The sequence below is a fragment of the Geothrix sp. 21YS21S-2 genome (genome assembly GCF_030846775.1).
Lineage (GTDB): Bacteria > Acidobacteriota > Holophagae > Holophagales > Holophagaceae > Mesoterricola.
Map to the genome: position 1 here is coordinate 2,802,839 of NZ_CP132910.1, position 24,268 is coordinate 2,827,106.

Sequence of the window (24,268 nt, forward strand, 5' to 3'; positions counted from 1 at the left end):
CACGGGTCAGAATCCGGAAGCCGAAGGCTTCCTCCAACCCCCGTATCCGGTGCTCCCATGGCCTACCGTCCGCTCCTGCTCGCCGCCGCCCTGCTGCCCCTGGACGCCCAGGTCCTCGTCGAACCCCGCCACGGCGTCCTGCAGGCGGGCAGCACCCAGGCCTTCACGGCCCGTTCCCCCGAGGGGTTCCCCGTGGCCTGCGCGTGGACGGTCACGGGTCCCGGAGGCGCCATCGGGGCCGACGGGGTCTTCCGGGGCGGGCCGGGCCTGCACCGGGTGCGCGCCGCCAGCCTCAAGGACCCTTCGCTCTTCGACGAGACCGGGGTCCTGGTGCTGGAGGACATCCCGGGCCTGCGCACCGTGGGCCAGGTATGCCCCGGGGCCTTCGCCCCCGGGTGGTCGGAGGCCCTGCCCTTCGTGGACATCACCACCGGCAGGCGCCTGGGGGATCCCGGGGACCGGGTTCTGCAGCTGCAGGGAGCCGCCTTCCCCCAGCGCGACATCATCGGCTACGGCCTGCCCGTGACCGTGGCCTGGCCCGCGCCGGGCCTGGTCCCGGACGCCCAGCTCCTAAGCTGGAGCGAGGGCGGCGAAACCTTCCGCAGGGACGTGACGGGGTGCCACGGCGCCGTCCTGCAGGCCCGCGGCCCCATCACCGGGGCCCAGGTGGAGTTCCTCAACCGGGGCACGGCCCGGGACTGGACGAGCCTCGTCCAGCCCCTGGCCATCACCGTGCGCGGCGCCCTTCCCTTCGCCGGCAATCCCCTGGGCCCGGGGGACGCGGACGGGACCGGCCTGTCGGCGCGGTTCCGGCGTCCGGAGGGCCTGGCCAGGATGGCCGACGGCACCCTCGTGGCGGCCGATTCCGAGGCCCGGGCCCTCCGCCTGGTGAGCCCCGGAGGCGCCGTCTCGACGCTGCGGGGGGCCCCCTTCGTCTCCCCCGCGTTCGTGGCGGTCCGGGGCCGGGACATCCTGGTCGCGGACGCTGGCGGCCACGCCATCCTGCGCGTGGACGGCGGCGGGACCGCCACGACCCTCGCGGGCGTCCCGGGCCTGCGCGGCCACCGGGATTCCCCGGAGCCGGGCGAAGCCCTCTTCGACAGCCCCCAGGGCCTGGCCCTGGACCGCGACGGCAACCTCTTCGTGGCCGACCGCGGCAACCACGTCATCCGGAAGGTCACGCCCCAGGGGGCCGTGACCACCGTGGCCGGCATCCCCGGCGCCCCGGGCCGCCAGGACGGCCCCCAGGGCACCTTCAGCGCCCTGGGGGGCCTGGCCTGGAGCGCCCCCGCGACCCTCTACGCCGTGGACGGCCACAGCGTGCGGAGCGTCGTGGACGGCGCCGTGACGACCCTCTGCGGGGACCCGGCCCGGCCCGGCCCCTCCCGGCAGACCCGCGCCGGGGTGCCCGTCGACGGCCGGACGCCCTGCCTGGATCATCCCCACAGCATCGCCCTCCTGGGGCGGGACCTCGTGGTGACCGACACGGGCAACCGCACCGTCCAGGCCATCCACCCCTGCCCCGGCGGCCGGGTCGACCTGAGCCTCCTGGCCGGGGACCGGTCCCTGGCGGGCACCCGCTTCGGCCTGCTCCGCATGGGCATCAAGGGCCCCCTGGGGGAGGCGTTCGCCGCCCTGGCCGAGCCCCGGGGCCTCGTGGCCGGCGGCGCCGGCGATCTCTTCCTGGCCGACGGCACCTGCCTCGTCCACCTCTCCGCCCCCGCCGCCACCCTCCATCGCACGGCCCCGGCGCTCATGCTCCTGTCCGGGGGGACCGTCCGGAGGGACCTCCCCCTGACCGTGGATTTCGCCGGCCCGGGCCTGAACCCGGAAGGCCAGGCGCCCTGCTTCTGGACCCTGGACGCCCTGGATCCCGAGGGCCGGCCCGTGCTGCCCCGGATCCGGGGCGCGCTGTCCGGCGGGAGGGCCGGCCGCGCCGAGTTGACCTTCCGGAAGCCGGGGCGGGTGGAACTGCGGCTCACCTGCATCACCGAGGACGGCGTTCCGGCCCAGGACGCCGCCGTGGTCACGGTGGAGTGAATCCGGCCCGGCGCTCGCGCAAGCTGCGATCTCCCCGGGGAACCCCGCTACCCTGGAGGTCATCCCCGCCCATTTCCGAGGTAACCCCATGCGCCCCCTCCGCCTGCTCCTCCTGACCACCGCCGCGGCCGCCCTGGCCCAGGCCCCGCCCCTCTGGCTGCGCTACCCGGCCATCTCCCCCGACGGCGCGTCGGTGGCCTTCTCCTACCAGGGGGACCTCTACCGCGTGCCCTCCACCGGCGGCGCGGCCACCCCGCTCACCGTGGGCGGCTCGTACAGCTCCCGCCCGGTGTGGAGCCACGACGGCAGGTGGATCGCCTTCGCCTCGGACCGCAGCGGCAACCTGGACGTGTACGTCATGCCCAGCCAGGGCGGCGAGGCCCGGCGCCTCACGCACCATTCCGCGCCGGACCTGCCCTTCGCCTTCACCCCGGACGACCGGGAGATCCTCTTCACCAGCCAGCGGGGCCACTCCGCCCAGAGCCGGCAGTTCCCGGGACGGTCCTTCCCGGAGACCTGGCTGGTGTCCCGGGAGGACGGCCGCACCCGGCGCCTCACCGACACCACCCTCGAGCAGGCCGCCTACGATCCCGCAGGCGCCCGCATCCTGTTCCAGGACGTGAAGGGCTACGAGGACCCCTTCCGCAAGCACCACACCTCCGCCGTCACCCGGGACATCTGGAGCTTCCAGCCCGCCTCCGGCGCGTTCACCCGCCTCACGTCCTTCAAGGGCGAGGACCGCAACCCGGTCTTCGGCTCCGATGGGGACACCTTCTACTACCTCAGCGAGCGCAGCGGTTCCTTCAACGTCTTCCGCGGCTCCGTGGCCCACCCGGACCGGGCCGAGGCCGTGACCCGCTTCAGGACGCACCCGGTGCGCTTCCTCACCGCGGCCCGGGACAACACGCTCTGCTTCGCCTACGACGGGGAGGTCTGGCTCCAGGGCCCGGGGGGGACGCCCCGCAAGCTGGCGGTGACGGTCCAGGTGGACGGCAGGGGCTCCCTGGAGAAGGTGCTGCCCGTGAACGGGGCCATCACCGAGATGAAGGTCTCGCCCACCGGCAAGGAGATCGCCTTCGTGGTGCGCGGGGAGATCTTCGTCACCAGCGCCAACGGCAAGGTCACGCGCCGGATCACCAGCCTTCCCGGCCAGGAGCGCAGCGTCAGCTTCAGTCCCGACGGGCGCTCCCTGGTCTACGCCGCCGAGCGCGGCGGGAGCTGGGACGTCTTCACCAAGCGCATCGTCCGCAAGGAGGAGCCCACCTTCTTCGCCTCCACCCAGCTGGAGGAGAAGGCCGTGGCCGCCACCAAGGCCGACGAGTTCCAGCCCCTGTTCTCGCCGGACGGCAAGGAGGTGGCCTACCTGGAGGAGCGCACCTCCATCAAGGTCACGGAACTGGCCGGCGGCAGGACCCGCACCCTCCTGCCCGAGGGCCGCAACTACTCCTACGCCGACGGGGACCAGGACTTCCAGTGGTCGCCCGACGGCAAGTGGATCGTCTATGCCTGCGACCGGGGCATGGGCTGGCTGCGCGACATCGCCCTGGTGCCCGCCGACGGCTCCGGGCCCGCCCGCAACCTCTCCCACAGCGGCTTCGGCAGCGGCGACCCGCGCTTCGCCCCCGGGGGCGCGATGATCTACTGGACCTCCTCCCGGGAAGGCAGCCTGAACGCCGCCCAGCAGGGCGTCACCCGGGACGTCTTCGGGCTCTTCCTCACCCGCAAGGCCTGGGACCGGTTCAACCTCTCCAAGGAGGACTTCGCCCTGGTGAAGGAGAAGGAGGACGCCGAAGAGAAGGCCAAGGCCAAGGATGCGGCCAAGGACGCGAAGCCCGAACCCGTGGCCATCGAGTGGGACGGCCTGGACGACCGGAAGGCCCGGCTCTCCAGCCACAGCGCGGCCATGGCCGACGCCGAGGTCTCGCGGGCCCTGGACAGGATGTACTACCTGGCGCGGTTCGAGAAGGGCTACGACCTCTGGTCCGTCGACCTCCGCACCCACGAGAGCCGGCTCGTCCTCAAGGTGGGAGCTGAGCGCGCGGCCCTGGAGGCCACGGCCGACGGCAAGGCGCTGTACCTCCTGGCCGACGGGAAGCTGGTGAAGATCGACCCTGAGACCGCCAAGCGCGAGGACCTGCCCGTGGCCTCCGAGCTCATGCAGGACCCCGCCGCCGAGCGCGCCTACATCTTCAACCACGTGTGGCGCCAGGTGGAGAAGAAGTTCTACGTCACCGACCTCCACGGCGTGGACTGGGCGATGTACCGCGAGGCCTACCGCCGCTTCCTGCCTTCCGTTCGCAACAACTACGACTTCCAGGAACTGCTCAGCGAGATGCTGGGCGAACTCAACGCCTCCCACACCGGGGCCCGCTACAACCCGCCCCAGGTGAACACCCCCGTCACGGCCTCCCTGGGCCTGTTCCTGGAGCCCGCCGGCAAGGGGCTGAAGGTGGCCGAGGTCCTGAAGGGCGGCCCCCTGGACCTGGACGCCAGCAGGGTGCGGCCCGGCCACGTGCTCAAGGCCATCGACGGCACCCCCGTGGACAGCCCGGAGGACGTCGCGCGCCTCCTGAACCGCCGCGCGGGCCTGCCGACCCTGCTCGGCTTCGACGACGCGGGCGTTGCCTTCGACGAACCCGTGAAGCCCCTGGCCCCCGCCCGCGAGAACGAACTGCTCTACCTCCGCTGGGTGGAGCGGAACCGCGCCGAGACCGAACGCCTCTCCAGGGGCCGCCTGGGCTACGTGCACGTGCGGAGCATGGACGACTCCAGCATGCGCACCGTGGTGGACGAAGCCCTGGGGCGCCACGGCGCCAAGGAGGCCCTGGTGGTGGACACCCGCTTCAACGGCGGCGGCAACATCCACGAGCAGCTCTCGGACTTCCTGAGCGGAAAGAAGTACTTCGACATCATCCCCCGCGGCCTCCCCTACGGCCACGAGCCCCTGCTCAAGTGGGTCAAGCCCTCCATCGTCCTCATGAGCGAAGGCAACTACTCCGACGCCCACCTCTTCCCCGTGGCCTACAAGCTCAAGGGCCTGGGCAGCACCGTCGGCAAGCCCGTGCCCGGCACCGGCACCTTCGTGTGGTGGGAGCCCCAGATCGACCCCACCCTGGTCTTCGGCATCCCCCAGGGCGGCTGGCGCACCCCCGACGGCAGGTTCTGCGAGAACAACCAGCTGGAACCCGACATCGAGGTGGCCAACGAGCCTGCCGCCATGAACGGCGGCCGGGACCAGCAGCTGGAGGCCGCCGTGGGCGCCCTGCTGGGCCAGCTGGACGCGAAGCGGAAGTAGCGCTTCCGGCTGAATGAAGATATTTAGCCAAACATCTAAATAACCCTATACTGATCCCAGAGGCCGACGATGGAACCCGGTTCCCTGGTATTCAAGGCGCTTGCCGACCCCACCCGGAGGCGGATCCTCGATCTGCTCCGGGAGGGCGACCTCAGCGCCGGGGACCTCGCGGCCGGTTTCGACATCACCAAGGCGAGCATCTCCCACCACCTGAACCTGCTCAAGCAGGCGGGTCTGGTGCGCGTGCGGCGCCAGGGGCAGCACCAGATCTACACCCTGCATACGACGGTCTTCCAGGAGGCGATGCAATGGATGATGAACTTCTTCCCGTGAGCGAGGAGGGGCTCCAGCTGAGGAGGGAATGGCCCAGCTGGGTCCTGCTGGCTGCGGTGTGGGGCTTCAGCCTCTGGGCCGCGCCGCGGCTGCCGGCCCAGGTGGCTGTCCACTGGGGCCTCGATGGCCGGCCCAACGGGTGGGCCTCCCCGCTGCAGGCCGCGCTGCTGCTGCCCGGCCTCCTCACCGTGGTCTACGGCCTGAGCCTGCTCTTCCTGAACGGGCCCTTCGATTTCCGGGCGGCCCGGTCCATGGACCCGGCCCTGGCGCGGCGCGTCCGCCTGCTGCTGGTCCTGTTCCTGGGCGGCCTCCAGGCGCTGACCCTGGGCGGCGCCCTGCGGGGCGGCGCTCCCGGGGCCACGGGGATCCTCGCCCTCCTGGCCCTGTTCTTCATCCTGCTGGGCAACCTCATGCCCCGCCTGGAGCCCAACGCCCTGGTGGGCATCCGCATCCCGCCGACCCTGGAGGACCGCGCGGTGTGGAAGCGCACCCACCGCCTGGGCGGGCGGGTGTTCATGGCCGGCGGGCTGCTGCAACTGGCGGCGTGCCTGCTGCCTGGCCCAGTGGCGGGTCCGGTGGTCATGGCGCTCATCGGAGCCATGGTCGTGGTGCCCGTGGTGTATGCCTACCGCATCCGCCCGGCCCAGCCGCCCGAAGCCAGGTAGGCGGAGACCCCTCCGCCGGGGTCACCCCCGCCCCAGCCTCAGCGAGTTGCCGATCACCGACAGGCTCGACAGGACCATGGCCCCCGCCGCCAGGATGGGGTTCAGGATCCCCGTGATGGCCAGCGTGATGCCCGCGGCGTTGTAGACGAAGGCCCAGAAGAGGTTCTGCCGGATGATGGCCACCGTCCGCTCGGCCAGGCGGAAGGTTTCGTTGATGCGCAGGAGGCCGCCCCCCAACAGGACGATGGGGGCGGCGTGCATCGCCAGGTCGGCGCCCGAACCCAGGGCGATGCCCAGGTCGGCGGCGGCCAGGGCCGGGGCGTCGTTGACGCCGTCGCCCACCATGGCCACGACGGCGCCCTTGGCCTGCAGGCGCCGCACGGCCTCGGCCTTGTCGGCGGGGGGCACCTCGCCCAGGCACTCGTCCACGCCCAGGCGCTGGCCCATGTGCAGGGTGGTGCTCCGGGCGTCGCCCGATAGGAGGATGGTGCGCACGCCCCGGGCCTTGAGGGCCGCCACGAGGGCGGCGGCCTCCCGGCGCGGGGCGTCGCCGAAGGCCAGGGCCCCGGTGGGCAGGCCGTCCACGGCGCCGAAGACCACGGTGTAGCCCTCGGCCTGCCACACCGAGGCCTGGGCGGTCATCTCCGGCGTGGGTTCGGTCCCCTCCAGCTCCATGAGCCTGCGGTTGCCCACCACCACACGGTGGGGGCCCACCCGGCCCGCCAGGCCGAGGCCGGGCCGGATCTCCAGGCCGGCGGCGTCCTGGGGCGCGAGGCCCTGCTCGCGGGCGTAGGCCACCAGGGCGTGCCCCAGGGGGTGCTCGGAGTAGGATTCCAGGGCAGCGGCCAGGTCCAGGCGCTCCATGGCCGCGCCCCTCACCTTGAAGACGCCTTCGGTCATGGTGCCGGTCTTGTCCAGCACCACGGCGTCCACCTTGCGGAAGGTCTCCAGGACGCCCACGTCCCGGATGAGGATGCCCTTGCGCGAGGCCGCCCCCACGGCGGCGGTGGTGGCCAGCGGAGTGGCGATGCCCAGCGCGCAGGGGCAGGCGATCACCAGCACGGCGATGGCCCGCAGCATGGCCACGGTGGGCCCCAGGTGCAGGGCGAGGCAGCCCGCCAGGGTGCCCAGGGAGATGAGCAGCACCACGGGGATGAAGAGCCGGGAGACCCGGTCCACGGCGCGCTCCAGGGGGCTGCGGTTGGCCAGGGCCCCTTCCACCGACTCGACGATCCGGGCCAGGGAGGAATCCGCGGAGGCGTGGGTGACGAGCACCTCCAGGACGCCCGAGGCATTGAGGCTGCCGCACACCACCGGGTCCCCGCTTCCCCGGGCCCGCAGCTCGGACTCCCCGGTGATCACCGACTCGTCCACCGAGGAGGCCCCCGCCACCACCACCCCGTCGGCGGGGATGCGCTCCCCGGCCTTCACCAGGAAGACCATGCCGGGCTCGAGGGCCTCGATGGCCACGAAGCGCTCCTCGCCATCCACCCGGATGCGGGCCTTGCGGGGCAGGAGGCGGTGCAGCATGGCGATGGCCCTGGCGCTGCGTTCCTTGGCGGAGCGCTCCAGGGCCTTGCCCGTGAGCATGAGGGTGACGATGGCGCAGGCGGTGTCGAAGTAGTAGTGGCGCCCCCCCAGGAATGCCTGGGCCGCGCTGTAGGCGAAGGCGGCCAGGACGCCTGTGGAGATGAGCGCCTCCAGCCGCAGGCGCCCCTGCCGGAGCCCGTAGAAGGCCAGACGGTGGATGGGCCAGGCCGAATAGGTCACCGCCGGCAGGGCCAGGCCCATGAGGATGAAGGGCACGGCCCTCCGGGCCCCCTCGGCGATGCCTTCGAAGAACGAGGCGTACACAACCAGGCTGAACAGCATCACGTTCATCCACATGCCGAAGGCGATGCCCAGGCGCAGGAGCATGTCCTGCCATCCCTTCCGGTCCCCCTCGGCCCCGAAGGGCAGGGCCCGGTAGCCCAGGGAGGCCACCCGGTCCGGGATGACCCCCGGCGGAAGGTACTGGGGGCAGTAGCGGATCTTCAGGAGATCGGAGGTGAACAGGACGTCGGCGCTCACCACGCCGTACTCCCGGGCCAGGGCGTGCTCCACCAGCCACCCGCAGGAGGTGCACCACATGCCGTTGATCTGGTACAGCTCCTCCCGGATCTCGGCGTCCTCCGGGATGGGAGGACGGCCCTCGTCGGGGGCGGCGATCAGGCCCAGCTTGAGGCTCTGGAGGTAGACCTCGGTGGTGCGCAGGTCCTGCCCCGCGGCCACGGCCCCGCTCTCCACCAGGATGGCGTACACGTTCATGCACCCGCTGCAGCAGAAGGTCCGGGGGACCTCCAGGAAGGTCCTCGAGCAGGACCCCGTGCCCGCGGGGGTGCCGCAGAGGTCGCAGACCGCCATGGTCAGCGGACGGGAACGGTCTTGCCGTGCTCGTCCAGCATCTCGATGCGCACGTGGGAAACCCGGTTGTAGACGTAGCCAAGGAGGCCGATGAACAGCACGCACACCAGCCCGAAGAACGTCAGGTAGAACCGCCCGGTCCGCTTCTTGTCATCCATGGTCAGTTCCTCTTGGTGGGCATGATGAAGTTCATTTCGGCAGCGTCCGGGGCGCCCCGGTCCGAGGACTGGATCACCACGCGGATGGGGTTGAGCTCCTGGCCGCCGGCGGGGGCGGCGATGTCGAAGGTCCGCTCCAGGGCGGCTCCGGGGGCCAGGGTGAGGGGATTGCGGTCCAGCATCACCCGGGCGCCCGGCAATCCCTCGACCCAGACCCGGATCTCCACCGGCCTGGGGGAGCGGTTGGCGAGGTTCATGCGGACCCGGTTGGCCACGCTGCCGTCGGGCAGCAGGGTGAAGAGGGTCGCGCGGTCCGGGGTGACCCGCATGAGCACCGGCTTGCGCAGGTACAGCGTCAGCCCCAGCGCCGTCAGGTAGGCCGCCATCACGAAGAGGATCACGAAGCGCTTGGGGTCCCTGAAGCCCCAGCGGCGGAACCAGGGCTCCTTCCGGGCGGAGGCCGCGGAGCCGCCCCAGGAGTAGTGGATGAGGCCGGGGTGGCCCACCTTGGCCAGCACCTCGTCGCAGGCGTCGATGCAGTCGCCGCAGTGCACGCACTCGATCTGGTAGGGGCCCTTGCGGATGTCGATGCCCATCTCGCAGACCCGGACGCACTTCTTGCAGTCGATGCAGGCGGAGGTGGGGTCCTGGTAGGCCACCAGGAGGGAGTGGCGGTCCTGGAGCATGCCCTGCATGTAGCCGTAGGGGCACACGGTGGTGCAGAAGGTCTGCTTGACCAGGGTGAAGTCCAGGAAGGTCACGAGGGTGACCGAGGCGCCCATGATGCCGCCCACCGAGGCCAGGTCGAAGCGGAGCAGGCGGTGCAGCAGGTCCCGGGGTTCGATGAAGTAGGCCATGAAGACGAAGGCCAGGAACACCGAGGCCGCCGCCAGGACGGCCAGGAAGAGGCCCTTGCCCAGCATCTTCCGGCCCAGGGGCTTCGCCGTCCACCTCTGGGCCAGCTTCATGGCCCAGGCCTCCACGGCGGTGCTCGCCTCGCTGAAGATCATCTGGGGGCAGGCGTAGCCGCAGTACACGCGCCCGTACATGATGGCCACCACCGCGATGACGAACATCAGGAACATCAGGGCGAAGAACAGGATGCTGAACTCGCTGATGAGCACCTCGAAGCCGGCGAAGTAGAACCGCTGCCGGGGGATGTCGAAGCGCATCAGGTTGGAGAAGGGCAGGACCAGGAAGACCAGGAAGCAGATCAGGTGGAACAGCTTCCGGAGGGGACGGTGGCCCCGCCCCGGGGGGGGCAGGGGCTTGCGTTTCTCAGCCAGGAGCCAGTGCCGCGCGGGAGGGACGGCCTCACTCATCGGCTATAAAGAATTCGTGGATTCGGGGTGGGCACGGCGACGCATTCCTTGTAATGCACAAAACGTTTCATGAGAATGGCCTGGGTGGGGCACCGGGAGGCGCACATGGCGCAGCGGATGCAGGTGCTCTCGTCCTTCAGCATGATTCCGCCCAGTTCGTCCTTCTCCTCCATGGACATGGCCCGGTAGGCCTCGAACGGGATATCGGCACCGGCCTGTTCGAGCTTGAGCCAGGCGTCCTCGTCCTTGAGGCGGCTGAGGCCCACCAGCTTGATGAGGTCCTCGGGGCACACGTCCACGCAGCCGTTGCAGGCGATGCAGGTGGAGGTGTCGAACACGGTGTTGATGTTGCAGCGCAGGCAGCGGGCCCCCTGGCGCCGGGCCATCTCCTCGGGGTAGCTCAGCTCCACGATCTCGGTGGAGGCGGCACGGATCCCGCTCTCCAGCACCGGGGCGTTGCAGCGCTCCTCGCGGTGCCAGCCTTCGGCCATGGTGTAGACGGCGGGTTCCCAGTGCTTGCGCACCACCACGTCGGTGCGGGTGCCGCGCAGGAAGTCGTGCATGCTGCGCGCGGCGGTGTGGGCCGAGGCGATGGCGTCGATGAAGAGCCGGGCGCCGTGGGCGATGTCGCCGCAGGCGAAGATGTCGGGGGCGGTGGTCTGGTAGGTCTCCTTGTTGACCTTGATGAGGCCGCGCTCGGTCTCGACCCCGTCGGCCTCGGAGAGGAACGTCAGGTCCGAGGTCTGGCCGATGGCGAAGATCACCGTGTCCACCGGGATGTCCTCCAGGGCCGTCTCGTCGAAGGTCGGCGCGAACCGCCGCTCCTCGTTGAAGACCGAGAGGCACTTCACCGTGCGCATGGCCTTGACCTTGCCGTTCTCGACGACGATCTCCTTGGGGCCGCGGCGGTTGTGGAGGCGGATGCCCTCCTCCTCGCCCTCATGGATCTCCACCTTGTCGGCGGGCATCTCCTCGAGGGACTCCAGGCACATGAGGTGGATCTCCTTGTCCCCGGACAGGCGCAGCGCGGACCGCGCCACGTCGTAGGCCACCTTCTCGTCGTGGCCCATGGATTCGCGGACCAGCTCCTCCTCGGTGGCCTCCATGGGCCGCAGGGCGCTGCGCGCCACGTCGTAGGCCACGTTGCCGCCGCCCACCACCATCACGCGCCGGCCCAGTTCCAGCGTCCTGCCGTCGTTGAAGGCGCGCAGGAACTCCATGCCGTCGTAGACGCCCTGGGCGTCGCCTCCGGGCAGGCTGAGCTTGCGCCCGTTGGGGAGCCCCACGCCCAGGAAGATCGCCTTGTAGCCCTGGTCGCGCAGCTGCTGGATGGTGAAGTCGCGGCCCAGCTTCATGTTGCACTTGAGGTCCACGCCCATGGAGACGATGGCCTCGATCTCGTGGTTGACCAGCTCCCGGGGGAGCCGGAAGACCGGGACGCCCGTCATGAGCATGCCGCCGGGCTTGGAATCGGCCTCGAACACGGTGACCTTGTAGCCCACCTGGACCAGGTCGTGGGCCACGGTGAGCCCGGACACGCCGGCCCCGATGACCGCGACCCGCTCGTAGTCGCCCCGGTTGGGGGGCAGCATGCGCTGGTCGCAGCCTTCCCTGTAGCGGGCGTAGTCGCCCGTCTCGGGCCCGAACTTGTCCGTGACGAACCGCTTGAGGGCGCGGATCGCCACGGGCTCGTCCAGGGACCCCCTGCGGCAGTTGGCTTCGCAGGGGGCCCCGCAGACGCGGCCGCAGATGGACGCGAAGGGATTGGTGGCCCGCGCGGCCCGGTAGGCGTCCTCGTACCGGCCTTCGGCGATGGCGGTCACGTAGGCGCATGCGTCGGTGTTGACCGGGCACGCGTATTGGCACTTGACCATCTCCAGCCAGTACTGGGAGTCGTCCGGAACCCTGAGCTGCCAATTCCCCATATCCACGGCTCTAATGCTCCTTGACGGACCGGAAGGTGAACACGGCCATGATGACCACGTAGATCAGGGCCAGGATCGCCACGGCGTACTGCAGGGCCGGGCTGGTCTGGGTGACCTTGTTGAACTGCTGCACGAAGGCGCCGCGGGTGGCGTGGTCCACGTCGCCCATCATCTGGAGGACGATGTAGGCCACGCAGCCCAGGCCGATGATGGGGAAGACCAGCTTGAGGAAGAAGGGGAAGTCGGTGCCCTTCCTCTCCATGATCCAGCCGCCCGCATAGTCCTTCAGTTCTTCCTTCTGCTCACTCATGGGTTCTCCTCTGATCGTCGTCTTCCAGCATGCGGAACTTGATGTCCTCCCCGTCCTTGCCCCAGTAGCCGTCCTTGGCGGTCTTGACGAAGAAGAACACCGCCAGGGCGAACATCAGGAAGAAGAACAGATAGGCGAAATAGACGCTGGGCCAGGTGTAGTCCATGGCTACTTCTCGTAGTCGTTGGCCGGGCGCCAGTCCTTGGCGCGCCCGAGGGTCTGCATGTAGGCCACCAGGGCGGTGAATTCCTTGGGATCGTTGACGATCCATGGGAAGGCCGGCATGATCGAGCCCTTGACGAGGTCGCGGGGATTGCGGAAGTGGGTGCGGTGCCACTGGGTGTCGTAGCGCCCGCCGATGCGCGCGAGGTCGGGACCGGTGCGCTTGGTGCCGAACATGTGCGGGGTGTCGTAGACGAACTCGTCGGGCGTGGAGATGGGGGCGTCGACGCCCTTCCAGCCGTAGCGCTTGGTGTCGGCCAGCAGGGTGCGGATCTGCTGCGTGTGGCAGTACCAGCAGCCTTCCCGCACGTAGATGGCGCGGCCCTGCAGCTGCTGCTCGTTGAGCTTCGCCAGGTGCCCCGTGGGACCCTTGGCGGGATCGGAGTTGGCGAAGGGCTTGCCCCAGCTCTTGTCGACCATGGGCGGCACCACGGTGGTGAGCAGGCCTCCGATGAAGAAGAGGACGAGGGACGCGACGATGGCCCAGACTGCGGAAGTGTCGGCTTTTCTCAGCATGTTCGCTCCTTTCTGGCCGCTACGCGGCCGCCTCGGTTTCGGGTCCGAGGACGGTGGCCATGATGTTGTAGGCGAACATCACGATGCCGACGAAGATCATCACGCCGGAGATGAACCGGACGGTCCAGATGGGCTTGAGGGCCACGACCGTGTCGATGAAGGGGATGGAGACGTTGTTCCACTGCCAGCCCTGCCAGAAGCCGCCGAGCCAGAGGGTGGTGAAGAAGCCCAGGCCGCCGATCATGATCATCCAGTAGCTCCAGTTGGCCAGGGGCACCGAGTGCAGGAGCTTGCCGAACACCCGGGGCGCCGCGTAGTAGGTGCCCGCGATGGCGAAGAAGCTGAAGGCGCCGAGCACCGCCATGTGGGCGTGGCCGGGGATCCAGTCGGTCTTGGAGACGATGGCGTTCACGGTGCGCAGGCTGTGCATGGGGCCCTGGAAGCACGTGAGCAGGTAGAAGACGACGCCGGACATGAGGAACTTCAGCTCGACCTTGTCGCGCAGCTGGTGCCACTGGCCCTTCATCGTGATGATGAGGTTGTAGACCACGGCCCACACGGGGACCAGGAGCATGAGGCTGAAGGCGATGGCGATGGTCTGCAGCCACTGGGAGATGGGTCCGTGGAGCATGTGGTGGGCGCCGGTCCAGACGTAGACGAAGGCCAGGGACCAGAAGCCGACCATGGAGAGCTTGTGGCTGAACAGCGGGGTGTTGGAGGAGCGGGGGATGAAGTAGTAGGCGATGCCCAGGCCCACCGGGGTGAAGATGAGGCCCACGGCGTTGTGCACGTACATCCAGTTCAGGTTGGCCTGGTTCACGCCCGTGGCGAGCAGCGTGGCGAAGTTCCCTGTGAGGTAGACGAAGGCCGTCCAGAGCAGGCAGCCCATGAAGTACCAGATGGACACGTACATGGCCTGGTACTTCCGCTGGAAGATGGTCATGAGGATGTTGGCCGTGAACATGAGCCAGGCCACCACCACCAGGACGCTGATGAACATCTCCAGCTCGCCGTATTCGAAGCCCTTGTTGCGGCCCAGGAGCAGGCTGACCACGGCGCTGAGGATGATGATGTTCCAGAGGATGCCCGTGGCCACGCCCAGCTTCTCGCTCCAGATCTTCACGGCGCAGAGGCGGGGCACGATGTAGAAGGTCAGGCCCATGTCGGCGGCCAGGAGCCAGCCGAAGAGCATGCCGTTGACGTGCAGGGGACGGAGGCGCCCGTAGGTGAGCCAGGACGTGGTGCCCATGAGGTCGGGCCACACGAACTTGGCCGCGATGACGAGGGCGATGATCCCCACGATGAAGAAGTAGCTGATGGAACTCACTACGAACCACTTGACCGTGGTGTCCTCGTGGATGATGGCCCCCGGAGCTGCGCCTCCGGATTCCGCACGGCTAAATTGTTCCTGCATTCTGGCCCCCCTTGGGTTTGGGATTGAGATTCCTGAGGAAGTTCACGAGATCGCCCACATCGTTGTTGCTCATGCCGTAGTCGATCCAGGACGGCATCGCCGTGCCCTGGACGCCGTAGAGGATGGAGTCGAAGAGCCGGGTGTCGTTCACGCTGGCCATGAAGAGGCCGTTGCGCAGGTTCCTCGGCTTGGGGAGGATGTCCAGGGAGTTGGGCCCCTTGCCGTCGCCCTTGCGGCCGTGGCAGCCCGCGCACCGGTTGACGAAGGTGGCTTCGCCGCGGGCGATGGACTCGGGGCTGGAGGCCACCGGGTTGGCGGCGGGCAGGTTCCGGGCCTTGGGCTCCTGGCGGGGCTCCTTGACGAAGGCCGTCTGGATGTAGCCCAGGAGGGCCGTGGCCTGCTTCTCGTCCACCAGCTTTCCCCAGGCGGGCATGGACGTCCCGTCAACGCCCTTGCTGATGGAGGCCACCAGGCGGCCCATGGGCTTGGAGTTCATGAAGGCGGCCTTGGTGAAGTCCCGGGGGGACGGGTCCAGGTGCTCGGCGATGAGCCCGCGGCCGTCACCCTTTTCCCCGTGGCAGCGCAGGCAGAGCGCCTTGTAGGTGGCTTCGGGGGTGGGCATGGCCGGCACCGCCTTCAGGCCGGACAGGTAGGAGGTCATGGCCTTGAACTCGTCGTCGGTGAACCGGAAGGCCGGCATGATGGAGTCCGGCATGGTGATGCGCGGATTCCTGAAGTGGGAATCCAGCCACGCGGGATCCTTCACGAGTCCCTCGAAGCTGAGGTCGGGAGCGATGGCCCCGTCCTTGGCGCCGAGCTTGTGGCAGGCGGTGCAGGCGCGGTCGAGGACCAGCTGCTCGCCCTGCTTCGCCATCTGGGCGGGGTTGATCTGGACGGGCTTGATGTGGGCCTGGACCAGTTCCGCGCCGCCGGTGGCGCGCAGGCGGTAGCGGTCCATCTCCGTCTCGGAGAAGTTCTTGCCCTTGCGGCTCTTGAGGAAGATGACCAGGGCCTTGATGTCCTGGTCGGAGAGCATGTTGAACTTGGGCATGATGGAAGTGGCCAGCACGGACTTGGGATCCTTGATGCGGGTGTACAGGTAGTCGATCTTGAACTTGCGGCCCACCTCCGTGAGATCGGGGCCGATGGTGCCGTCCGAGAGCCCTTCGATGCGGTGGCAGCCGTAGCAGTTGCTGGCGTAGAAGAGGTCCATGCCCTTGCGCACGGTGGGCGTGCCGGTGAAATGGGCGCCGGTGTGGCACTGGGCGCAGTTGGCCTCCAGGTACTCCTTGCCCCGGAGCATGGGCACGAACTCCTTGCGCCAGTTCTCCTGGACCGCGGCTCCGAGGATGGGGTCGGGCCAGTACTCGTCCTCCCCGTGGGCGTCCTTGGGGCTGAGGCCCCGGCCCTGGCCGTCGTGGCACACGGTGCAGCCGAACTCGCTGAACTTGTGCCGGCGCTCCCACCTGCCGTTCTTCTGGACGTCGCCCATGGCCAGCGAATAGGGGTGGGTCTTGAGGGGCTGCTGGTAGGTCGAGAACCGGGGGTCGTCGGAGGCGATGTGGCAGGTGATGCAGCGGTCCACCCGGGTCTCCCCGAAGTCGGCCACCACGGTCTGCTCGATGCGCGGACCCCGCGCCTCGAGGGAGGCCCTCTCCGCCTCGCCCTTCGCCATGGCCTTGGCCTGGTTGAAATAGGCGATCTGGTGCGCCTCCCACTTGTGGGAGAACTGGTTGTAGAGGATGACCCCGTGGATCACGAGGATCAGGAAGGTTCCGACGGCGAGTGCGAATCTCATGGGTTGGACCTCACCAAGGGGTAACGAAGGCCCAGTTGGGACCGCGGAAGAACGTTCCGATGATGACGAAGATGACGTTCGCCAGGAGGAAGGTCAGGAAGATGGTGTTGGCCAGGAGGCGGTCCTTGGAGAACCACACGCCCACGCCCTTGGGGGAGCGGTCCAGGTAGGGCGTGAGCAGCAGCAGCCCCACGAAGATGCCCGGAACCCCGATGCCGCCCCAGAACGCCGAGTAGGACACCATCTCCTGGAGGCCCAGGAAGTACCAGGGCGCCTTGGCGGGGTTGGGCGGATGCATGACGTTGACAGGCTCCTCCAGCGGCGCGTTGAAGAGCAGCGCGAGCACCAGGATCACCGCGAGGGTCATGACGAACACGAAAAGCTCGGACATGAAGAGGTTCGGCCAGGAGAAGACCGTGTTGTCCGGGATGTTGTTCACCTTGGTCAGGGGCCCGCGCACCAGGCCCTGGAGGCCGTAGGTCTTCTTGCCCTCCAGGAGGGAGGGCTTGGGGTCCGTCATGGCGGCCATCATCTCCATGGGCGGGGTGGGGTCGGCGTCGGCGGGCCGGGAGAGGCCGCCATCCTTGCGGATGCGCCAGAAGTGGATCGCGATGGCCATGGTCAGCACGGCGGGGAGCACGGCCACGTGGAGGACATAGAAGCGCAGCAGCGCCTCCTGGCCCACGGTGGATCCCCCCATGAGCAGGAACTGGATGTCCTTGCCGATGACGGGAGCGTAGCCGGCGATGGCGGTGCCCACGGTGATGGCCCAGAAGGCCAGCTGGTCCCAGGGGAGCAGGTACCCCGTGAAGCTCATGAGCAGGGTCAGCAGCAGCAGGACGACGCCCAGCACCCAGTTGAACTCCCGGGGCTTCTTGTAGGAGCCCGTGAGGAACACCCGGCACAGGTGCATGACCACCACCGCGACCATGCCGTGGGCGGACCAGCGGTGCATGTTGCGAAGGATGGTCCCGAAGGCGACGGATCCGCGCAGGTCAAGCATCCGGTCGTAGGCCTGGGTCGTGCTGGGGACGTAGTAGAACATCAGGAGGATCCCGGTGATGACCAGGATCACGAAGAGGAAGAACGAGACCAGGCCGAGGCCCAGGGTATAGAGGGGCCGAAGGGTGTTCTTGTGCACCTTCACCGGGTGGATGTGCAGGAAGAAGTTGGTGAAGCTGGTGCTGGAACGTTCCAGGTCGTTGGTGGGCAGGGGATTGCGGAAGATCGACTTCCACACGTTCCCCGGCAGTTCCTTCACCGCGGTCAGGAGGGAGGGGCTTGCCGTCTCTTTGCTCATAGGGTCAGGTAGCTCCCGGGGGTGATCTCGGTGTCCTTGTCCACTTCGATCTCGCCGTTGGGGGCCAGCGTGATCTTGTACCAGGGAAGCGCGCGCGGGGCGGGGCCGCCGGTGACCGTGCCGTCGGAATCGAACCGCGATCCGTGGCAGGGGCAGGCGAAGCCCGTGTCGGCCAGGCCCACGATGCAGCCCAGGTGGGTGCAGGTGGTGCTCAGGGCCGCGAGCTTGTTGCCTTCGCGCACGACGCAGATGCGACGGGCCTCCAGGGCGATGCGGGTGCCCGCCGGAAAGTCGTCGGGCTTGCCGATGCTGAACCGCTGCGGCTGGCCGTAGGTGGCCCTGGGCTTGATGAACACGAAGTTGGAGACGGCGCTCAGGACGCCCGAGCCGACCAGGCCCGTGCCGGTGATCCAGGCCAGCATCCTCCGGCGCGAAACCGCCACCTGGGTGCCTCCCCCGCTACTTCTTTTCAGATTGACTGCCATCAACAGCCTCCCTAGTTGAATCCGTGGAATCTTTCCTGTCCGACCAGAAGACCTGGTATTTCGCGTCCTCGATGTCCTTGAACCAGCCGCGCTTGACCGCGAAGACGAAGAGGAAGGCCGCGGCGAGTCCCATCGCGAGGCTCGCGGCGATGGAGATCCACGTCATTTCCATGGCGTGCCTCCCCGCGGGAAAGGTGACCCCGCGGTGAAGGTTGCGGCGTATCCGGTCAGGGACCAGCACTCCATCAGTAACCTCACGATTGCGATGTCCTATCCTGCGTGAAACGTCTGCTAGTTCACAAGACCCTTTTGTCATATTTGTGATGTTTTTGGTAACGTTTTATATAAGTCGTGTTATTAGAATAAATAAAAATTCAAAATCTACCTCAGAATCGTCCGATTTTGAGGCTGTTTTTATCTTTGAGACTCATTTTCAGTTCCGTTTCCGGGCGATCCGATATCCGACCAGATTGCCTGATTACTTGACTTGGATTCCATGCCTGGGATGCGCGCGCGCAGGCCTCCGGCGGGCCGGGTCCTTCGCCGCGGCAGACCTGGTTCGGGCCGGCCGGATTGGCGGAATCGCATCGGCCAAGCCGGCCGGCTTGCGGTGCGATTCGAAGGGATTCGACGAGGCCTGCGCTAGACGAGGCCGACCGCCGCGGAGGCGCTGTGCATGCGCTGGTGGGCCACCACGTGCCCCTGCGGCCCGAGGGCCAGCGAGTCGAAGTGGACCTGGTCCAGGTGGCGTTCGAGGACGCTGGTGGCGCCCACCCACACGGACTGCACCGGGCAGCTGTGGGAGAGGGGGCAGCCCTTGTCGGCGTCGGCGCAGTGGTTGAGGGCCATGCCGCCCTCCATGGCCTGCACCACGTCCAGCAGCGAGATCTCGCCGGCGGGCCTGGCGAGGCGGATGCCGCCCGAGGAGCCCCGGGCCGAAACGAGGATGCCCCGGGTCACCAGGGGCTTGATGAGGCGCCGCACGAAGGGCATGGGCAGGGCCCTGGATTCCGAGATCTCCGCGATGGACACCTGCGCCCCCTTCTCGAGGCAAGCCAGGTGCAGCACCACCCGCACGGCGTAATCGGTCTGTCGCGAAATCCCGAGCATGGGCCACCAGGAGGAAGATAGTGCGGGAAAACCAGACATCCGCCCCCGGCCGGGGGCGGAAAGAACACGGCATCAGTATCCAACGGAACCCTGCCGGGAACCTTGATCTTCGTCACTTGCTCCCCCAGAATCCGGGTAGGGCCCGTCTGGAGACGCGGACCAACCCAGGAGATCCCGTGAACATCCCCGGCCACTACCAGCGGTTCTACCGCACCCAGCTGCGCTTCGCCCTGATCATGATCGTGGTGGCCCTCCTGGCCGGGATCTCCTTCCAGGAGTCCGGCCGGAAGGTCCTCATCTCCCCAGAAGTTCCCGCCGGGGCCCACCTGGAGTTCCTCCTCACCCTGGCGCTGGTCCATGGGCATGCCTTCCTGGTGGGGGTCCTCCTGCCCCTCGCCTTCGCCTGGATGCTTCACCTGTCGCTCGCTTTGGGGGCGGGAACGGTCTCCAAGCGCTCCCTCGATTGGACGTCCGCCCTGTACCTCCCCGGCGCCGTGCTCACCGTCGGGCTCATGCTGGTCAAGGGCTACCACTTCGTGCTGGGCGTCCGGCACGGAGCACATGATTTCGCCTTGCTGAATGATCGATTCATGTCTTCAAGCCACGCCCTGCGGGCCGGCGCCTACGGCCTCGCCCATGGCCTGATGGGCCTGGGCCTGGGGATCCTCCTGGTGGCGCTGTGGAGGAACCTGGGAAAAACCCAAGCTTAGAGCCTGTGAAAAAGCAGGCAGAACAAAAAGATTGTTCCCATTTCTCCGATTAATTAAAATAGTTCTGACCAACCCTAGCTCTCGAGGAGGGAAGGTTCCCGCGACCGGGGTAAGGGCAAGTCTGCCGAACTGGCGTGAAGGGTCCGTACCGCGCGTCCCCACGAAAGGAATCCATGAGCTACTCCAAGACGTTCCTCCTCGCCGCCGCATCCGTGGCCACCCTCGCGGTGCGCGCGGACCTGACGCCTGAAGTGGAAGCCAAGTTCCTGAAAGCCATCATCGCCTCCAGCGGCACCAACAAGATCGCCTGCGAGGACGCCGCCCTGAAGACCGCCCTGGAGGCCCAGGGGATCGTGGTGGATTCCTCGGCTCAAATCTGCTGGGTGACCAATCCCAATATCGCCAAGACCATGAAGCAGTTCGGCCGCCTGGTCATCACGAACCGGCGGGACCTGGCCACCAGCGCCTCCGTCCTCATCGTGGAGGACGGCGGCCGGCCCAAGCTCATCCTGAACACCGCCAACCTGAAGACGGCCAAGGTGCAGCTGAGCGACGCCGTCCTGAAGATCGCCGAGAAGATCTGAGTCACAATCCAGAGCATATGCGTCGGATATAGGACCGGTCCGGTTATGCTTGGACCCGAGGTCGTTTCCTTGGAGATGTCACCATGCCAACCCCTTCCCTGAGGCTGCCATCCGGCGCCTGCGCTGCGCTGGCTGCCTGCGCGATCCTTCTCACCGGCTGCGACCGGGACCAGGTGAGCCGCTCGGCCCCGGTTCCCGCCGCGCCCGCTTCGCCAATGCCCGCCGCGACACCGAGCGGCATGCCCCCGGGGATGTCCGGGGACGTGGCCCCACCGCCGGCGCCCGCCAGCCCCCTCCACTGGACCCTTCCCAAGGGCTGGACCGAGACCCCGGGCAGCGGCATGCGCTTCGCGACCCTCAACCCGCCCGGCCCGGGCAAGATCGAGCTGTCCGTCGTGTGCCTTCCGGGCCAGGCGGGGGGTGAACTGGCCAACGTGAACCGCTGGCGCGGGCAGATCGGCCTGGAACCCCTGGACGAGAAAGCCCTGGCGGCCTCCCGCCAGACCGTCAAGAGCAAGGCCGGCTCGGTGGCGGTCTTCGACTTCGCCAGCCAGGGGCAGGCCCAGACCCGTATGATCACGGGCTCCCTCACCACCAAGGACGGCAGCACCTGGTTCCTCAAGCTCGTGGGCGACGCGGTACCCGTGGCCAAGGCCAAGCCCGACTTCATGCGCTACCTGGAGACCCTCCACCTTGATTAAGACATACGCCCTCCGCTTCTGGAACGGCCTGGCGTCCATGCAGGTCACCATCGTCTCCCTGGTGCTCCTGATGGCCCTGGTCGTGCTCTGCACCCTGGCCCAGACCGACCTGGGAACCTTCGGCGCCGTCAAGGTGTACATGCGTTCCTTCCTGGTCTGGCGCTACTTCCCGGGACTGCCCTTCCCCCTGCCCATCTTCCCGGGCGGAGCCCTGGTGGGCCTGGTGCTCCTGTTCAACCTCTCCGTGGCGGGCTTCAAGCGCCTGGAGCCCAACTGGTCGAAGTGCGGGCTCTGGCTGGCCCACGGCGGCCTGATCCTCCTGGTGGCCGGGGAGTTCTCCACCGGCGCCTTCCAGGTGGAGACGAACATGTCCATCGAGACCGGTCAGACCGTGAACTGGCTGGAGAGCCCCCGGGACTTCGAGCTGACCGTCACCGACGTCACCGATCCCGGGCAGCCCCAGGCCTACGGGGTGCCGGAGAGCCTCCTGGCCAAGGGCCGGGACGTGGCCCTGCCCGGCACGCCCCTGACCATCCGGGTGAAGAAGTTCTTCCCCAACGCGAACCTGACCCGCCTGGGCCCGGGCGATCCCCCGCCCCTGGCCACCCAGGGCGTCGGCACGGGCGTCAAGGTCACCGAGGCGCCCCTGGCCGCCACGGAGACCGAGGTCAACATGGTCACCGCCGTCGTCGAGCCCATGGCCGGTGGGCACAGCTACGGCACCTGGCTGGCCTCCAACGGCATCGGCGCGCCCCAGAGCTTCATCCACGAAGGGCGCACCTACACCCTGGGCATCCACAACCGGCGCTACTACCTGCCCTACTCCATCACGCTCAAGAAGTTCAGCCACGACCTCTACCCCGGAACCCAGATCCCGAAGAACTTCTCCAGCCTGGTCCACATTTCCGATCCCGCCCGGGGCGAGGAGCGGGACGTGCTCATCTCCATGAACCAGCCCCTGCGCTACGACGGCCGGGCCTTCTACCAGGCCAGCTTCGGCAAGGGGGACCAGCTGAGCATCCTCCAGGTGGTGAAGAACCCCGGGTGGCTGCTCCCCTACATCTCCTGCACGCTCATCACCCTGGGCCTGCTCATCCACTTCGGGATCACCCTCCGGCGCTCCACGAAAAAGCGCAATGAAACCCAGGAGGTGACGGCATGAACCTCAACCGCCTCGCCAAGTGGCTGCCCGCGGTCCTCACCCTCGCGGCCGCCCTTTTCGTCATGATGCCGCCGCGCCCCGTGCGCGGCATGGAGATCGAGAAGTTCTGCCGCATGCCGGTGCTCGAGGGCGGTCGCGTCAAGCCCCTGGACTCGGTGGCGCGCAACGCCATCCTGGTCATCCAGGAGCGGCAGACCGTCCGCTTCGAGAACCGCACGCTCAGCCCCGACGAGTGGATCCTGGACGTCATGTTCCGCCCCGCCGTGGCCGACCAGCAGCCCATCTTCAGCATCGACGATCCCGACGTGCTGGGTCTCATGGGCATGGCCCAGAGCAACCAGCGGCGCTTCAGCTTCGCCACCCTCGGCCCCCACCTCGACGAGATCGTCAAGCAGGCCCAGACCGCCATGGGCATCGAGGCCATCAAGCGCTCCCGCTTCCAGGCCGCGGTGGTCAAGCTCTACGGCCGGCTCGAGAAGTACCACGGCCTGCGCAACTCCATGCAGCTCATGGACACCCCGGGGCTCTTCATGGAGCTCCAGACGCTCCAGACCCCCGACGCCCCGGCGCGCCACAGGGCCCTTGCGGAGCTGGCGCAGTTCAAGCCCCTGGCCCCCCTGGCCGGGCAGGATCCCGACGCGTGGATTTCCGTGGGCACGGCCCTGGACAACGCCGCCGCCGGCTCCATGCACCCCGCCCTGGTGCCCCTGGCCCGGGCCGGCGCCGCCTACACGGTGGGCGACGCGGCCTCGTTCAACGCCGCCACCGACGACCTCAAGCGCCAGGTGAGCGCCGCCCGCCCCGAGGCCCTCAGCCGCGCGGGCTCCGAGCTGCTCTTCAACCGGGTGGAGCCCTTCTACATCGGCATGGTCTTCTACCTCCTGGCGCTGGGCGGGATCTTCTTCTCCTGGCTGGGCCGGCGGGAGTTCTTCCAGGAGGGGGCCTTCTCCTTCCTGTGGGGCGCCGCCATCATCCACACCCTGGGCCTGGCCTCCCGCATCATCCTGCAGGGCCGTCCCCCGGTCACCAACCTCTACTCCTCGGCCGTGTTCGTGGGCTGGGGCGCGGTGATCCTGGCCATCGTCCTGGAGCGGATGTACCGCCGGGGCTTCGCCACCGCGGTGGGCGCGGCCTCCGGCTTCGTCTCGCTGATCATCGCCCACCACCTCGCCATGGAAGGCGACACCATGGAGATGATGCGCGCCGTGCTGGACTCCAACTTCTGGCTGGCCACGCACGTGGTGACCATCACCATCGGCTACAGCGCCACCTTCCTGGCCGGCGCCATCGCCATCGCCTTCACCCTGCGCAAGCTCTTCGGCAGGAACCGCGACGAGGCCACCACCAAGGTCCTCGTGGACATGACCTACGGCATCATCTGCTTCGCCCTGCTCTTCAGCTTCGTGGGCACGGTGCTGGGCGGGATCTGGGCCGACCAGTCCTGGGGCCGGTTCTGGGGCTGGGATCCCAAGGAGAACGGCGCGCTGCTGATCGTGCTGTGGAACGCCGTCATCCTCCACGCGCGCTGGGCCGGCTACATCAAGGAGAAGGGCCTCATGGCCTGCGCCATCTTCGGCAACATCATCACCAGCCTCTCCTGGTTCGGGGTGAACATGCTGGGCGTGGGGCTCCACTCCTACGGGTTCACCGACGCGGCCTTCCTGTGGCTGTTCCTGTTCATCGGAAGCCAGCTGGTGCTGATCGGGATGTGCCTGCTGCCGGATACCTTCCACGTGGGCGCCAAGGCCTGATGCAAGGCACCCACGGTCACGCGGCCCCTGCGGGGGCCGCGATTTTTTTTCGAGGAAGGCATCG

Annotated in this window: 22 protein-coding genes; 9 read left to right on the plus strand and 13 right to left on the minus strand. The window is 68.3% G+C overall.

Annotation, left to right across the window (positions count from 1 at the left end; genetic code table 11):
* Positions 1-57 precede the first annotated feature (57 nt).
* From RAH40_RS12180 to RAH40_RS12195, 4 genes are all read left to right on the plus strand, one after another.
* On the plus strand, positions 58-2,040 hold the full coding sequence (locus RAH40_RS12180; RefSeq protein ID WP_306597811.1) for a hypothetical protein: 1,983 nt from the start codon (positions 58-60) through the stop codon (positions 2,038-2,040).
* An 88-nt stretch (positions 2,041-2,128) separates the two neighbouring features.
* Complete coding sequence (locus RAH40_RS12185) at positions 2,129-5,335, plus strand: S41 family peptidase (protein WP_306597812.1); 3,207 nt, start codon at positions 2,129-2,131, stop codon at positions 5,333-5,335.
* Between the two features lie 69 nt (positions 5,336-5,404).
* Positions 5,405-5,668 (plus strand): autorepressor SdpR family transcription factor, encoded by a 264-nt coding sequence (locus RAH40_RS12190; protein WP_306597813.1) that lies wholly within the window; start codon positions 5,405-5,407, stop codon positions 5,666-5,668.
* Positions 5,644-6,333, plus strand: a complete 690-nt coding sequence (locus RAH40_RS12195) for an SdpI family protein (protein ID WP_306597814.1) — start codon at positions 5,644-5,646, stop codon at positions 6,331-6,333. Before RAH40_RS12190 ends, RAH40_RS12195 begins: the two co-directional genes overlap by 25 nt.
* 21 nt (positions 6,334-6,354) lie before the next feature.
* Here RAH40_RS12195 and RAH40_RS12200 read toward each other — a convergent pair whose 3' ends face one another.
* The 13 genes from RAH40_RS12200 to RAH40_RS12260 all read right to left on the minus strand — a co-directional run bounded on the left by RAH40_RS12200 (position 6,355) and on the right by RAH40_RS12260 (position 19,296).
* A complete protein-coding gene (locus tag RAH40_RS12200) occupies positions 6,355-8,736 on the minus strand; it encodes a heavy metal translocating P-type ATPase (RefSeq protein WP_306597815.1) in 2,382 nt (793 codons plus the stop codon).
* Positions 8,737-8,738: 2 nt separating this feature from the next.
* The gene (locus RAH40_RS12205) at positions 8,739-8,894 is read right to left on the minus strand and encodes a hypothetical protein (RefSeq protein WP_306597816.1); all 156 of its coding nucleotides are present in this window, start codon (positions 8,892-8,894) and stop codon (positions 8,739-8,741) included.
* A 2-nt stretch (positions 8,895-8,896) separates the two neighbouring features.
* Entirely contained in the window at positions 8,897-10,216 is a 1,320-nt protein-coding gene (locus tag RAH40_RS12210) for a 4Fe-4S dicluster domain-containing protein (protein ID WP_306597817.1), read from the minus strand.
* A complete protein-coding gene (locus RAH40_RS12215) occupies positions 10,213-12,141 on the minus strand; it encodes an FAD-dependent oxidoreductase (RefSeq protein ID WP_306602297.1) in 1,929 nt (642 codons plus the stop codon). The genes RAH40_RS12210 and RAH40_RS12215 overlap by 4 nt, the downstream gene beginning before the upstream one ends.
* Positions 12,142-12,151: 10 nt before the next feature.
* Positions 12,152-12,451 carry a hypothetical protein gene (locus RAH40_RS12220; RefSeq protein WP_306597818.1) on the minus strand — a complete coding sequence of 100 codons (300 nt, stop codon included), beginning with the start codon at positions 12,449-12,451 and terminating at the stop codon, positions 12,152-12,154.
* Positions 12,444-12,617 (minus strand): hypothetical protein, encoded by a 174-nt coding sequence (locus tag RAH40_RS12225; protein ID WP_306597819.1) that lies wholly within the window; start codon positions 12,615-12,617, stop codon positions 12,444-12,446. Before RAH40_RS12225 ends, RAH40_RS12220 begins: the two co-directional genes overlap by 8 nt.
* Positions 12,618-12,619: 2 nt before the next feature.
* Entirely contained in the window at positions 12,620-13,189 is a 570-nt protein-coding gene (locus RAH40_RS12230; RefSeq protein ID WP_306597820.1) for a cbb3-type cytochrome c oxidase subunit II, read from the minus strand.
* A 19-nt stretch (positions 13,190-13,208) separates the two neighbouring features.
* Positions 13,209-14,603, minus strand: coding sequence for a cbb3-type cytochrome c oxidase subunit I (locus RAH40_RS12235; RefSeq protein WP_306597821.1), 1,395 nt, complete (start codon positions 14,601-14,603; stop codon positions 13,209-13,211).
* A complete protein-coding gene (locus RAH40_RS12240; protein ID WP_306597822.1) occupies positions 14,587-16,401 on the minus strand; it encodes a c-type cytochrome in 1,815 nt (604 codons plus the stop codon). Before RAH40_RS12240 ends, RAH40_RS12235 begins: the two co-directional genes overlap by 17 nt.
* Before the next feature lie 10 nt (positions 16,402-16,411).
* Entirely contained in the window at positions 16,412-17,701 is a 1,290-nt protein-coding gene (locus RAH40_RS12245; protein WP_306597823.1) for a cytochrome b N-terminal domain-containing protein, read from the minus strand.
* Complete coding sequence (locus tag RAH40_RS12250; protein ID WP_306597824.1) at positions 17,698-18,144, minus strand: ubiquinol-cytochrome c reductase iron-sulfur subunit; 447 nt, start codon at positions 18,142-18,144, stop codon at positions 17,698-17,700. Before RAH40_RS12250 ends, RAH40_RS12245 begins: the two co-directional genes overlap by 4 nt.
* 16 nt (positions 18,145-18,160) lie before the next feature.
* Positions 18,161-18,358 carry a hypothetical protein gene (locus RAH40_RS12255; protein WP_306597825.1) on the minus strand — a complete coding sequence of 66 codons (198 nt, stop codon included), beginning with the start codon at positions 18,356-18,358 and terminating at the stop codon, positions 18,161-18,163.
* 470 nt (positions 18,359-18,828) lie between these two features.
* Positions 18,829-19,296, minus strand: coding sequence for an Rrf2 family transcriptional regulator (locus RAH40_RS12260; protein ID WP_306597826.1), 468 nt, complete (start codon positions 19,294-19,296; stop codon positions 18,829-18,831).
* Between the two features lie 176 nt (positions 19,297-19,472).
* Here RAH40_RS12260 and RAH40_RS12265 point away from each other — a divergent pair, with 176 nt between their 5' ends.
* The 5 genes from RAH40_RS12265 to RAH40_RS12285 all read left to right on the plus strand — a co-directional run bounded on the left by RAH40_RS12265 (position 19,473) and on the right by RAH40_RS12285 (position 24,204).
* Positions 19,473-20,006: a DUF2871 family protein gene (locus RAH40_RS12265; RefSeq protein ID WP_306597827.1), complete on the plus strand. Its 534-nt coding sequence runs from the start codon at positions 19,473-19,475 to the stop codon at positions 20,004-20,006.
* A 173-nt stretch (positions 20,007-20,179) separates the two neighbouring features.
* The gene (locus tag RAH40_RS12270; protein WP_306597828.1) at positions 20,180-20,590 is read left to right on the plus strand and encodes a hypothetical protein; all 411 of its coding nucleotides are present in this window, start codon (positions 20,180-20,182) and stop codon (positions 20,588-20,590) included.
* 83 nt (positions 20,591-20,673) lie between these two features.
* Positions 20,674-21,291 (plus strand): hypothetical protein, encoded by a 618-nt coding sequence (locus RAH40_RS12275; RefSeq protein WP_306597829.1) that lies wholly within the window; start codon positions 20,674-20,676, stop codon positions 21,289-21,291.
* Positions 21,284-22,453: a cytochrome c biogenesis protein ResB gene (locus tag RAH40_RS12280; RefSeq protein WP_306597830.1), complete on the plus strand. Its 1,170-nt coding sequence runs from the start codon at positions 21,284-21,286 to the stop codon at positions 22,451-22,453. The genes RAH40_RS12275 and RAH40_RS12280 overlap by 8 nt, the downstream gene beginning before the upstream one ends.
* A complete protein-coding gene (locus RAH40_RS12285) occupies positions 22,450-24,204 on the plus strand; it encodes a cytochrome c biogenesis protein (protein WP_306597831.1) in 1,755 nt (584 codons plus the stop codon). Before RAH40_RS12280 ends, RAH40_RS12285 begins: the two co-directional genes overlap by 4 nt.
* The last annotated feature ends 64 nt before the right edge of the window (positions 24,205-24,268 follow it).